The following is a 13585-nucleotide window of genomic DNA, read 5'->3' as shown; positions in this document are numbered from 1 at the left end:
AAATAAGCAGATTTATGGAAAACTATATTTTAAACAGATACGACAAAGATGAAAATGGAAATTTAATCATAAAAATTAACACAAAAAAGATAGAAGATTTATATGAAGATTATGACCAAAAGTCATCATTTATAAAAAAAGATTTAAAAGAAAAACTAGAAGAGTATCTTTTTGAAAGTGTAGATGAGATAGAAAATGCTCCTTTTATTCTACAGTTTCATTTTGAAGATAGTATCTCAATAGACTCATCAAAAAGGCTTCAAAGTAGTATAAATGAGTATTTTTCATATCTTCAATTTTTGGAAAAAAAGAGTATGAAAGAGAGTTTAAAAAACTCTATTATCTTTTTTATTATTGGATTTTTTCTTGTTACTCTCTCTTTTATCTTATCAGAAGAAGAGAACTTGGCTATAAAAATAGTTTCTGAAGGTGTTATGATTGGTGGTTGGGTAGCACTTTGGGAAGCTTTAGCTATAGTTTTAGTAAACTGGTTACCACTAAATAAAAATCTAAAAATATACAAAAAAATAGCAAACTCAAAAGTAGAGATTTATTAAATCCCTACTTCTTACAAAGCGCTAGCCATATTCAAATAGTGATGGGCCATATACGAACTTCTTGCATATGGACTTGCCTTTACAAACTCAAATCCCATATCATAAGCTATTTTTTCATACTTTTCAAATTGTTCTGGCTTTACAAACTCAATAACTTTTTCAAAATCACCACTAGGTGCTAGATATTGTCCAATACTTAAAAACTTACAACCAACATCTAATAAATCTTGAAACACTTGAATCATCTCATCTTGTGTCTCTCCAAGTCCTACCATCAAAGCACTTTTTGTTTTAATCTTATCGCCACCAAGCTCTTTTAATCTTTTTAAAACTTCTAAACTTCTTCCATAAGTTCCATTTCTTCTTATACGATATAAAGAAGGAACTGTTTCTACATTGTGTCCAATAATTGTAGCACCTGAATCTATAACTCTTTTTAAACTCTCATCATTTCCCTTAAAATCAGGGATTAGTATCTCAACTTTTGTATCTGGAGATTTTTCAATAATATCTCTTGTAACTTTATAAAACTGCTCTGCTCCACCATCAGCTAAATCATCTCTTGCTGGGCTTGTAATTACTACAAATTTTAAGCCCAAAGTTAAAACCGAAGTAGTTACTTTTTTTATTTCACTCTCATCTACCTTTTTTGGCATTCCTGTTGTTACATTGCAATATGTACATCTTCTTGTACAAATATTTCCTAAAATCAAAAATGTTGCATTTTTATTTGAAAAACATTCACTTATATTTGGACATTTTGCCTCTTGACAAATTGTATGAAGTCCACCAACATCTTTAAGCAAATTTTCCATCTCAACTTGTGTATGTGGAGTCAATTTTTTTCTTAGCCACTGCGGCTTTTTATAAGCTACTTCATTTGTATTTATTGTTTGTATCACTACTTTTCCTCTTCTATTTTTTCTAAAATATTTTTCTCTTCTTCATTTAAACTATCTTCAAATATTTCAACTTCAAAAACTTCTTTAAAAGCTTTTATTAAACCATCTTTTGCCTCTTCAAAATTTAAGTTTATCCAAAAATCTTGTAAAGAACTTCCAAAAACTTCATTATCTTCTTTTGTAAAAAGTGGTATTGAGCCATGCTGAAGAATACAATTTTTAGCTCTTTTTTGTGCATTCCCACCTATTTTTTTACCATCAATTATAATATCGTATGCTTCAAATCCAACTTGACAAAAAGGACTTTTACTTAAAACTATACTTTCTTCATCTTTTGCAAATTTTGGTTTTAATCCCAAATCTTCATAAAATTTTAATAAAAATTGACAAATAAAAAAATATGTCTCTTTTACATCACGATTTTCTATTGCATTTGGATTTAATAAAATTGTATATGAAATATCATGACCATGAAAAAGTACTCCTCCTCCAGTTAATCGTTTTGAAACATTATTTTTGTAATCGCTTTGTAATTTTTTGTAATCATCAATATCTTGCCCTGCTCCAAAAGTAATACAATCCTCCCAAGAATAGAGTCTTAAGATTGGAAAACTATCATTTTTGAAAGCTTTAAATAAAGCTTTATCTATATTTGAATTAATCTTAGAACTAAGATTTTGTGTTATAATCAATCTAAATTTATTGTTAATTTTCATCTATTTTAATCCTTAAAATATTTGATATAAGCGAATTATAATTTATTTTAAATTAAAATTCCAAATTAGTTTTAAAACTTAAGAAAACTTTTATAAAGGATATTTATGCCAAAAGTACAATTAGAAGATGTTAATCCGCTAGAAACTAAAGAGTGGATGGAGGCTTTAGAAGCTGTTATAGATGAAGAGGGAGTACAAAGAGCTCACTTTTTACTAGAAAAATTAATAGATAAATCAAGAAGAAGTGGTGCACACTTACCTTTTAGTGCAACAACTGCTTATATAAACTCTATTCCTAAAGAAGAGGAACCAAAAATTCCAGCGAATATGGATTTAGAGAGAAAAATTAGATCTATTATTAGATGGAATGCACAAATCATGGTTCAAAGAGCTTCAAACAAGCAACTTGAACTTGGTGGTCATATTGCATCGTTTCAATCATCAGCAACACTTTATGACGTAGCTTTTAATCATTTTTTTAAAGCACCAAATGATAAAGATGGTGGAGATTTGATATTTTTTCAAGGACATATAAGTCCTGGTATTTATGCTAGAAGTTTTCTAGAAGGAAGATTTACTCAAGAGCAGATGGATAACTTTAGACAAGAAGCTTTTGCAGATGGATTATCTTCATATCCACACCCAAAACTTATGCCTACATATTGGCAATTTCCTACAGTGTCTATGGGATTAGGACCTTTACAAGCAATTTATCAAGCAAGATTTTTAAAATACCTTACAAATAGAGGAATTAAAGATTGTAGTGCTCAAAAAGTTTACTGCTTTATGGGAGATGGAGAGTGTGATGAACCTGAGTCTTTAGGTGCTATTGGTATGGCTGCTAGAGAAGAGTTAGATAATTTAATTTTTGTAATAAACTGTAACTTACAAAGACTTGATGGTCCAGTAAGAGGAAATGGAAAAATCATCCAAGAACTTGAAAGTGAATTTAGAGGAGCTGGTTGGGAAGTAATCAAAGTTATTTGGGGTGGATTATGGGATAATTTACTTGAAAAAGACACATCTGGAAAACTTCTTGAGCTAATGGAGAAAACAGTTGATGGAGAGTATCAAAACTTTAAACAAAAAGGTGGAGCATATACAAGAGAAAATTTCTTTAATAAATTCCCAGAAACTGCAAAACTTGTTGAAAATTTAAGTGACAATGATATTTGGAAATTAAACAGAGGTGGTCACGATCCTGTTAAGGTTTATGCAGCTTATAAAAAAGCAGTTGAGACAAAAGGAAGACCTTCTGTAATTTTAGCAAAAACTGTAAAAGGTTATGGAATGGGAAGTGCAGCTGAGGGTATGAATATTGCTCACGGTGTTAAAAAAGTAGATGTAAATCAGTTAAAAGCATTTAGAGATAGATTTGATTTACCAATTAGTGATGAAGATGTTGAATCTTACTCATACTACAAACCAGATGAAAACTCTGCAGAAGTTCAATATTTAAAAGAAAAAAGAGCAGCTCTTGGTGGGTTTGTACCACAAAGAAGAGAGAAATTTTCAAATAAACTTGAAATTCCAGCGTTAAGCGAATTTGAAAGTATAATTGCAGGTAGTGGAGATAGAGAAATATCTACAACTATGGCATTTGTAAGAGTTTTAAATGCTTTATTAAAAGATAAACAAATAGGTAAAAATATTGTTCCAATAGTTCCTGATGAAGCTAGAACATTTGGAATGGAAGGTATGTTTAGACAATTTGGAATTTATTCAAGTGCTGGACAAAAGTATATTCCACAAGATAAAGACCAAGTTGCATTTTATAAAGAAGATATAAAAGGTCAAGTTTTACAAGAAGGAATAAATGAGCTTGGAGCTATGAGTTCGTGGATTGCAGCTGCAACATCTTATTCTGTAAATGATTATCCAATGATTCCATTTTATATATTCTACTCAATGTTTGGGTTCCAAAGAACTGGAGATTTATGTTGGGCAGCTGGTGATCAAAAAGCAAGAGGATTCTTAGTTGGAGGAACAAGTGGAAGAACAACACTAAATGGAGAAGGATTACAACACGAAGATGGACACTCTCATATTTTAGCAAATACTATTCCAAATTGTATTACTTATGATCCAACATATGGATATGAAGTTGCTGTTATTGTTCAAAATGGAATTGAAAGAATGTATGGAGAAAATCAAGAAGATATTTTCTACTATATTACAACATTAAATGAAAACTATGCACAACCTGCAATGCCAGAAAATTCACAAGAGGGAATTATAAAAGGAATTTATAAAGTAAAAACTTTTGAAGCAAAAAATGACTACAAAGTTAAACTTCTAGGTTCTGGTTCTATATTCCAAGAGGCTATGAAAGCAGCAGAAATTTTATCAAAAGAGTATGATATAAAAGTTGATATCTACTCTGTTACTTCTTACAATGAATTAACAAGAGAAGCTCAAGATTTAGAAAGAGAGAATTTATTAAATCTTGATACAACTGCTAAAACTCCATATATAGAAAAAGTTTTAGGAAGTGATACAGATAGTATTATTATAAGTGCAACTGACTATATGAAAGCTTATTCTGAACAGTTAAGACCTTATATCAAAGGAAATTTCAAAGCTTTAGGAACAGATGGTTTTGGAAGAAGTGATAGTAGAGCAAATTTAAGAAAATTCTTTGAAGTTGATACAAACTTTATTGTTTATACAACATTAGCAGAACTTGCAATAAATGGGAAAATAGATAAAAAAGTGGCTCTTGAAGCTAAAAATAAATATGCGATTGATACAAATAAAATCAATCCTAGAAATGCGTAAGGAGTAAAAAATGGCAAAAATATATGATGTTTTTATTCCAGATTTAGGTGCTGACAAAGATGTTGATTTAATTGATGTTATGATAAAAGTTGGCGATATTGTTGAGATTGAAGATGGTTTAATCACTCTTGAAACTGAAAAAGCATCGATGGATGTTCCAACTCCATATAAAGGTAAGATTGTTGAGATTTTAGTAAAAGTTGGAGATAAGGTAAATAGTGGAGATTTAATTGCTAAAATTGAAGCAACGAATGAAGTTGAATCAAATAGTAATCAAGCTGATGAAATTACTGCTACTGCTTCAAAAATTGAAGAGCCAAAAGAAGAAGTTGTAGCTGTTTCAACTCCTCCTCAATTTGTAAAAGAGCAATCTATACAATCAGTTGTTGAAGAGGTAAGAGTTCCTGATTTAGGTGCTGAAAAAGATGTTGATTTAATTGATGTTATGATTCATGTTGGAGATATTATTGTAAAAGATTACAGTATTATTACTTTAGAGACTGAAAAAGCTTCTATGGATGTTCCTGCACCTTTTGGTGGGGAAGTTATTGAAATTTTTGTAGAAAAAGGTCAAAAAATTAATAGTGGAGATTTAATTGCAAAAGTTATTAAAACTGTTGTAATTGAAGATAAAGTTCCAACTCCAACTTTTACTGCAAATTCAACTCCTACAACTGTTGAAAAAAGTAGTAATGCAAAACCAACTCTTCAAGAAGTAGCTGCAAGAAGTGCAGATATTGAAGAAGAGAGTAAAGTATTATCTAAAAAAGCAACAAAAGTATATGCAAGTCCAAGTGTTAGAAAAATTGCAAGAGAGTTTGGAGTTGATTTAGGTTTTGTAAAAGGTAGTGCTGCAAAAGGAAGAATTTTAGTTGAAGATATTAAAGCTTATGTAAAAGAGCAATTAAATAAACCAGCAAGTGCAACAGGTGTTGGATTTGGGTTTAATTTGCCTGAGTCAAAAGAGATTGATTTTTCACAATTTGGGAAAATCAATAGAGTTGAGCTTAGTCGTGTTCAAAAAGTATCAGGTCCATTTTTACACAAAAACTATCTATCAGCACCTCATGTTACACAATTTGATGAAGCTGATATTACAGAGCTTGAAGAGTTTAGAATTGAGCAAAATGAGAAAGCAAAAGATTTCAAACTTTCACCTCTTGTATTTATAATAAAAGCAGTTGAAAAAGCTCTAAAAATTCATCCAAAATTTAACTCAAGCTTAAGTAGTGATGGTCAAGAGCTAATTATGAAAGAGTATTATAATATTGGAGTTGCTGTTGATACACCAAATGGACTTTTAGTTCCTGTTATTAAAGATGTAGATAAAAAAGGTTTCAAAGAGATTGCAATTGAGTTAGCACAACTATCTCAAAAAGCAAGAGAAGGAAAATTAACTTCAAATGATATGAGTGGTGGATGCTTTACAATTTCAAGTCTAGGTGGAATTGGTGGAACATACTTTACACCAATTATAAACTCTCCAGAAGTTGCAATTTTAGGTGTATCAAAATCATCTATGAAACCAATTTTTAATGGTAAAAAATTTAAACCTAGACTAATGCTTCCACTTAGTCTATCTTATGATCATAAAGTAATAGATGGTGCTGATGGTGCTAGATTTACAACAACTTTAAGTCAAATCCTAAGTGATTTAAGACTTTTAAGTCTATAAGGAGTTATTTATGAATGAAATAAAAACTCAAGTTTTAGTAATTGGAGCAGGACCTGGTGGTTATTCTGCTGCTTTTAGATGTGCTGATTTAGGATTTGAAACAACTATAGTTGAGAGATACTCAACTTTAGGTGGAGTTTGCTTAAATGTAGGTTGTATTCCTTCTAAAGCTTTACTTCATGTTGCAAAAGTTATTGAAGAGGCAAAACATATAAAAAATGCTGGAATATTTTATGAAGAGCCAAAAATTGATATAAAAAAGGTTGCAGAGTATAAAAGTGGAGTTGTAAAAAAACTAACTGGTGGTTTAGATGCAATGGCTAAAATGAGAAAAGTAAACCATATTCAAGGTTATGCAACATTTTTAGATGAACATAGTGTTGAAGTTGCTCTTACAAATAGTGATGAAAAAACAAAAGTAAGTTTTGATTACTGTATTATTGCAGCTGGAAGTCAAAGCTCTAAAATGTCATTTATTCCTCATGAAGACCCTAGAATTTGGGATTCAACAGATGCTTTAGAGGTAAAAGAAGTTCCAAAAAAACTTCTAATTCTTGGTGGTGGAATTATTGGTCTTGAGATGGGTACGGTTTATTCAACTTTGGGAAGTCAAGTTGATGTTGCGATTCGTGGAGAGCAACTTATGACTGGAACTGATGCTGATTTGATAAAACTTTATACAAAAGCAAATAAAGATAGATTTAATATCATGAGTAAAACTCAAACTCAAAGTATAATTCCAAAACAAGATGGAATTTATGTAGAGTTTAAAGGTGAAAATGCACCTAAAGAGGGAATCTTATATGATGCAGTTTTAGTTGCTCTTGGAAGAAGTGCAAATGGAAACAAACTTGGACTTGAAAATACTTCTATAGAGGTAAATGAACAAGGATTAATCAAAGTTGATAATCAACTGCGAACAAAAGTAAATCATATATTTGCTATTGGAGATATTATAGGTCAACCAATGCTTGCACACAAAGCTGTACATGAAGGGCATGTAGCTGCTGAAGTTATTGCTGGTCATAAAGTTTATTTTGAACCAAAACAGATACCTTCTATTGCTTATACATTCCCAGAAATTGCATGGGCTGGGATGACTGAAATTGAGGCTAAAAAAGCTGGTATTAACTATGAAGTTAGCTCATTTCCTTGGAGTGCAAGTGGAAGAGCACTAGCAAGTGATGTTTCAAATACTGGGCTTACAAAACTAATTTTTAATAAAGATACAAATCAGCTTATTGGTGGAGCGATTGTTGGGGAGAATGCTGGAGAGCTTTTAGGTGAAATTTCACTTGCTCTTGAGATGGATTGTGATGCCCAAGATTTGGCTCTTACAATTCATGCTCACCCAACTTTACATGAATCAATAGGTATGGCCGCTGAGATTTATGAAGGAACTATAACAGATTTACCAAACGCAAAAGCTATAAAGAGAAAATAATTTCTCTTTATAGTTCTATTTAAAAATAAATAAAATAACTCATACTTCTATACTATAAAGACAAGAAAAAATATCATCTTTTTGTAAAACTTGAATTCCTCTTTTATCTTCTAGATTTTGATTTGAATTTTCCTCATTTGCAACTCCAAACCAAGGTTCAATACAAACAAATGGTGTAAGATTTGGTTTTGACCAAATTCCCAAATATGGAAAATCTTTAAATTCTACTTTTAAAATTTTACTATTGTTTTTATCTCTTAAAATAATAGATTTTATATTTTTATCATTAAAAATTAAAGCATCATTTTTAAATATGTTTTCATTCAAAATAATTTTATTTTCCAAAAAAAACAACTCTTCTTCTTTGTAAATTAAACCTTTATCGTTTAAGAAATATCTCTTTGTTTTCTCTATCTCCTCAAACTCTAAAAAATCACCATTTGAAATATTAAAAGCTGGATGAGCTCCAATTGAAAAGTACATTTTATCTTCACTTATGTTTTTTACTTTATATGAAATTATTAGTTTTCTTTTATCTAATTTATAAGAGATATTTAACTCAAACAAAAATGGATAAATTTCCAAAGTTTTTTCATCATTTTTTAAACTAAACTCAATAAAATCTTCATCTTTTTTAACAAGTTCAAAATCTTTATCTCTTGCAAAACCATGTTGTGATAAATTATATTTTTTACCTTTATATATGTAACTATCATCTTTTAATCTTCCTACTATTGGAAAAAGCACAGGTGAGTGTCTTGCCCAGTATTTTGAATCTGCTTGCCAAATATATTCAAAATCATTCTCTATTTTTTGTAAACTATTTAATTCAGCTCCAAATGATTTGATTTTTGCTTTTATAAAACTATTTTTTATCTCATAATTCAAAATATTTTCCTATTTTTTAATCTCTTTTAAAATTCTCATAGAGTTAAATATAGCTATTAAAGCTACTCCCATATCTGCAAAAATCGCCTCTTGCATTCCAATCACAGCCCCTGCTCCCAAAAATAAAAAGCCAATTTTTACAGCCATTATGAAAATAATATTTTGATATACAATAACTTTTGTTTTTTTAGCTATTTTTATTGCATCGCTTATTGAATTTAAATTATCATTTAAAACTATAACATCAGCAGATTTTATAGCCAAATCACTTCCAATTCCACCCATAGCAAAACCAATATCAGCATTTGCTAAAGTTGGTGCATCGTTTATTCCATCTCCTACAAATGCAGTTGTTTGGTTTGTATCTTTTTTTATATTTTCATAAATTTTTAGTTTATCTTGTGGTAGTAGTTCATATCTTACCTCATCAATTCCTATATTTTTTGCAACTTCTAAGGCTTGCTCTTTTTTATCTCCTGTTAGCATAAAAGTTTTTAATATATTTAGTTTTTTTAACTCTTTTAAAAACTCTTTTGCTTCACTTTTTATAACATCACTTACAACAATATATCCAACAAATTTTGAGTTTATTGATACATAAACAATATTTAAATTCTCATTTAGATTTTGTGCAATTTTTATACCAAATTTTTCAAGAAGTTTTCTGTTTCCTACTAAAATCTCTTTTTCATTTACAATAGCTTTTATACCTAAACCACTAAACTCTTCGCTAAAACTAAGCTCTTTTAGGTTTAACTCCTCTTTACACTCTTTTACAACTGCTTTTGCTATTGGATGAGTTGAAAAGCTCTCAACTGTCGCAATAACTCTTAGAAGCTCATTTTTACTCATATCAAAAGCTTCTACTTTTGTAACTTCAAAAACCCCTTTTGTCAAAGTTCCTGTTTTATCAAAAACAAAATTTTTGATTTCAGTTAGTTTTTCTATATAATTTGCACCCTTTACCAGTACACCTTTTTTTGAAACAGCTCCAATAGCACTAAAATATGATAGAGGAACAGATATAACCAAAGCACAAGGACAAGAGATTACTAAAAATACCAAGGCTCTTTCAATCCAATCAGAGTATAAAGCATTTTCTATAAAAAGTGGTGGTAAAAATGCTAAAAAAAGAGCCAAAACAACAACTATTGGAGTATAAACTGAAGCAAATTTTGTAATAAATTTTTCAGCATTTGCCTTTTTTAAACTTGCATTTTCAATTAGCTCAATTACCTTTGCAATTGTTGAGTCTTTGTAAAGTGATTTTACTTTTAGATAAACAGCATTTGAAACATTTATATATCCACTTAAAACCTCTTCATTTTGTTTTAAAGTTTTTGGTTTAAACTCACCTGTTATTGCACTTGTATCAAAAGAGCAAGAGTTTTCAAGCAAAATAGCATCAACTGGAACTTTTTCTCCAACTTTTACTAAAATAACATCATCTAGTTGTAACTCTTGGGGAGTTTTTTGAGCAACAGTTTCACCCTCTTTTACAAATGCAAATTCTGGTTTTATATCTATAAGTGCATTTATACTATCTCTTGAATTATTTACAGCAACTCTTTGAAACATCTCACCAACTTGATAAAAAATCATAACAGCAATAGCCTCAACAAAATCAAAAAGAGCAATTGCTCCAATTGTTGCAATTGACATTAAAAAATACTCATCAAAAACTTTTCCAACAATAATATTTTTAAATGCCTTATATAAAACATCCCAAGCAACAATCATATATGCTATTAAAAAAACTGCTATTTGTATTTGTCTATTTTCTATATAGTTATATGAGATGTAAGTTAAAAAAAGTGATAAAAAAGTAATAAACAAAAGCTTTTTGTCTAAATTTTGCCAAAATCTTTTTTGATTTTTACTCTCTTCTTTTACAATGATTACCTCTTTTTCTATCTTTTGAATCTCTTTTTCTATTAAATCACTTAAATCTTTGTCTATATTTTGCTCAAATGTTAAAGTAGAAGTTGAGAAATTAAGCCTTACATTTGATAGTTGTGTCATATTATTTAAAGTTTTTTCTATTTTTAAAGCACAGTTTGCGCAATCGAGATTTTGTAGTTTTAGTTTTTTCATCTATAAATTCTTTCTATATTTACTATATTTTTAAAGAAAAAAGTATATCTATATGGCTATGAATTGAATATTAATTTTGTTAAAAGAGTAAGATATTTTGCAATATCTTACTTAAAATTTGAGTCTATTTATTTTTTAAACTAGAGCTTACTCTTCTATTTCTTGTGCTACTAGATGAAGTTTCACTTTTTTTTGAAGAAAATCTATTGCTATTTCCTCTTGGTTTTTCACTTGAAGATGATTTTTCTTCATCTCTTTTTCTACCAAAAGTTCTTTTTGAACTATAAGTTTTATCTTCTGTTTTAGAAACTCTACTTTGTGTTGATCTATTTCCACCACTATTTGATCTATTTCTACCATTTGAAATAGGTTCTGCTTTTATATTTGGATTTACTTTAAAACCTTCTATTGCTATTTTATTTATCTTTTGTTTAATTAATTTCTCAATTGCTAATAGATAATCATGCTCATCAATACAAACTAAAGATATAGCATCTCCACTATTTCCAGCCCTTCCAGTTCTTCCTATTCTATGAACATAATCTTCAGGAACATTTGGTAACTCAAAATTTATTACATGAGGAAGTTGGTCTATATCAATTCCCCTTGCAGCAATATCAGTTGCAACTAAAACTCTTACAGTTCCAGCTTTAAAATCATCTAAAGCTTTTGTTCTTGCACCTTGAGATTTATTTCCATGAATTGCAGCTGAAGTTATTTTATCTTTGATTAAAGCTTCACTTAGTTTATTTGCACCATGTTTTGTTCTTGTAAAAACTAAAACTTGTTTCCAGCTATTTTTATTTAAAAGATGAATTAAAAGCTCTTTTTTTCTCTCTTTATCAACATGATGAACAGTTTGTTCAACTTTGTGTGAAGTGCTATTTGCTTTTGAAACCTCTATTAAAACAGGAGTTTTTAGCAAACCATCTGCTAATTTTTTAATCTCTGGTGAAAAAGTAGCCGAGAAAAGTAGATTTTGTCTATGTTTTGGCAAAATTGATAATATCTTTTTAATATCATGAATAAATCCCATATCAAGCATTCTATCAGCTTCATCTAAAACCAAAAACTCTACTTTTGATAAATCTAAACAATCTTGAGAAACCAAATCAAGCAATCTTCCAGGAGTTGCTGTAATAATATCAACACCTTTTTTCAAAATTGCTTTTTGAGGATTTATTCCAACTCCTCCAAAAATAACAGCTGATTTAAATGGAAGATATTTTCCATAAACTTCAACACTTTCTCCTACTTGCGTTGCTAACTCTCTTGTTGGAGTTAAAATAAGTGCTTTTACAACACTTTTTCTATCTTTTAAATAGTTTTTATTTAATAATTCCAAAAGTGGAAGTGTAAAACCAGCTGTTTTTCCAGTTCCTGTTTGAGCAGCTGCTAAAACATCTTTTTTTTCTAATATTACTGGAATAGCCTGTGTTTGAATAGGAGTTGCTGTTGTATAGCCTTCTTCTTTAATTGCACGAAGAAGTTCTGTGCATAAGCCTAAGTTTAAAAATGACATAAGTACCTTTTGTTTTATGAACCTACAAAAGTTATTAGCTTAAGTTACGATCTAGGTTGAATAATTTGAGTTTAAATGAGTTGTAGAAAATCTACATAAACGAAGTCAGGCATAGACCGAAGTATGCCGAAATTGTGAGATTATATCACAATTTCTTGATTTTGATTCATAAATTGGAAAGAATATCTTTTTATAAAAATTAATTTGCTACAATCAACAAAAATATATAAAAGGAAAAAAAATGCAATATATAGAAATATCAAACAAAACAGTTCAAGAAGTAGTTGATAGTATAAAAGAAGTAGCACCAAACCATGGTTTTGGAGTTCAACATATACACAATATAAAAGAGACTTTAAGCTCAAAGGGTAAAAAACTAGATGCACAGTGTCAAGTAATTGATATTTGCAATCCAAATGTTGCTGAAACTTTTTTAAATGAAGATATTAGTTTAGCTTGTATTATGCCTTGCAAAATTGCAGTTTATACTCAAGATGGAGAGACAAATATAACTTTAAACTCTTTAGTTCAATTAGTAGATGATATAAACCCTGATTTAATAGAACTTGCACAAAAAACACAAGAAGGGCTTTTAAAAATAATAGAAGAAGCTAAATAGTGATAAATATAAGTGAGGTAAATTCAATATCAAGTATGATTCAACTCTCTGTTGCACCTGTTTTTTTATTAGCAGGTGTGGCAGGACTTCTAAATGTTTTTACAGGAAGATTAGTTAGAATTATTGATAAGGTTGATAAATTAGATAAATTTGAGAGTGAAAAAAAAGAGCAAAACAAAATAGATGATGAATTAAGAAATATGATAAAATCTAGAAGAGATTTTTTAACTATGAGAATGAATAATACAAATCGAGCAATATTTTTTGGGACAACAACAGGGGGAGTGTTAGAAATTCCGTGTCAATCTGATAAAATAATATCAAGGATTGACAATGGAACAAGAGATAAACTTTGATTTCAATGAAATATTGAAAGAATTTAGAAGTGGT

11 protein-coding genes are annotated in these 13585 nt (G+C 29.4%); 6 read left to right on the top strand and 5 right to left on the bottom strand.

Features of this window, described 5'->3' with window-relative positions:
- Positions 1-14: 14 nt before the first annotated feature.
- Positions 15-557 (top strand): hypothetical protein, encoded by a 543-nt coding sequence (locus AC5LG6_RS09120; protein ID WP_066404383.1) that lies wholly within the window; start codon positions 15-17, stop codon positions 555-557.
- An 11-nt stretch (positions 558-568) separates the two neighbouring features.
- Here the strand turns inward: AC5LG6_RS09120 and lipA are convergent, their stop codons facing one another.
- Positions 569-1459, bottom strand: coding sequence for a lipoyl synthase (gene lipA / locus AC5LG6_RS09115; protein WP_498586327.1), 891 nt, complete (start codon positions 1457-1459; stop codon positions 569-571).
- Positions 1459-2175 (bottom strand): lipoate--protein ligase family protein, encoded by a 717-nt coding sequence (locus tag AC5LG6_RS09110; protein ID WP_498586326.1) that lies wholly within the window; start codon positions 2173-2175, stop codon positions 1459-1461. Before AC5LG6_RS09110 ends, lipA begins: the two co-directional genes overlap by 1 nt.
- A 105-nt stretch (positions 2176-2280) precedes the next feature.
- Here AC5LG6_RS09110 and aceE point away from each other — a divergent pair, with 105 nt between their 5' ends.
- The 3 genes from aceE to lpdA are packed head-to-tail and all read left to right on the top strand — an operon-like array spanning position 2281 to position 8072.
- Entirely contained in the window at positions 2281-4953 is a 2673-nt protein-coding gene (gene aceE, locus AC5LG6_RS09105; RefSeq protein ID WP_498586325.1) for a pyruvate dehydrogenase (acetyl-transferring), homodimeric type, read from the top strand.
- A 10-nt stretch (positions 4954-4963) separates the two neighbouring features.
- Complete coding sequence (locus AC5LG6_RS09100; RefSeq protein ID WP_498586323.1) at positions 4964-6628, top strand: dihydrolipoyllysine-residue acetyltransferase; 1665 nt, start codon at positions 4964-4966, stop codon at positions 6626-6628.
- Between the two features lie 10 nt (positions 6629-6638).
- On the top strand, positions 6639-8072 hold the full coding sequence (gene lpdA, locus AC5LG6_RS09095) for a dihydrolipoyl dehydrogenase (protein WP_498586322.1): 1434 nt from the start codon (positions 6639-6641) through the stop codon (positions 8070-8072).
- A 39-nt stretch (positions 8073-8111) separates the two neighbouring features.
- On the opposite strand, the gene AC5LG6_RS09090 is transcribed toward lpdA, so the two are convergent.
- From AC5LG6_RS09090 to AC5LG6_RS09080, 3 genes are all read right to left on the bottom strand, one after another.
- Positions 8112-8960: an aldose 1-epimerase family protein gene (locus AC5LG6_RS09090; protein WP_498586321.1), complete on the bottom strand. Its 849-nt coding sequence runs from the start codon at positions 8958-8960 to the stop codon at positions 8112-8114.
- Positions 8961-8969: 9 nt separating this feature from the next.
- Positions 8970-11054, bottom strand: coding sequence for a heavy metal translocating P-type ATPase (locus AC5LG6_RS09085; protein ID WP_498586320.1), 2085 nt, complete (start codon positions 11052-11054; stop codon positions 8970-8972).
- A gap of 124 nt (positions 11055-11178) precedes the next feature.
- The gene (locus AC5LG6_RS09080) at positions 11179-12576 is read right to left on the bottom strand and encodes a DEAD/DEAH box helicase (RefSeq protein WP_498586319.1); all 1398 of its coding nucleotides are present in this window, start codon (positions 12574-12576) and stop codon (positions 11179-11181) included.
- Between the two features lie 241 nt (positions 12577-12817).
- On the opposite strand from AC5LG6_RS09080, the gene AC5LG6_RS09075 reads away from it, so the two are divergent.
- Both AC5LG6_RS09075 and AC5LG6_RS09070 read left to right on the top strand, forming a co-directional pair.
- Positions 12818-13195 carry a DUF302 domain-containing protein gene (locus AC5LG6_RS09075; protein WP_141049901.1) on the top strand — a complete coding sequence of 126 codons (378 nt, stop codon included), beginning with the start codon at positions 12818-12820 and terminating at the stop codon, positions 13193-13195.
- Entirely contained in the window at positions 13195-13551 is a 357-nt protein-coding gene (locus tag AC5LG6_RS09070; RefSeq protein WP_498586318.1) for a DUF2721 domain-containing protein, read from the top strand. The genes AC5LG6_RS09075 and AC5LG6_RS09070 overlap by 1 nt, the downstream gene beginning before the upstream one ends.
- Positions 13552-13585: the final 34 nt, after the last annotated feature.

The organism is Arcobacter thermotolerans (genome assembly GCF_983172305.1).
This window is presented reverse-complemented; position numbering and strand designations above follow the sequence as displayed.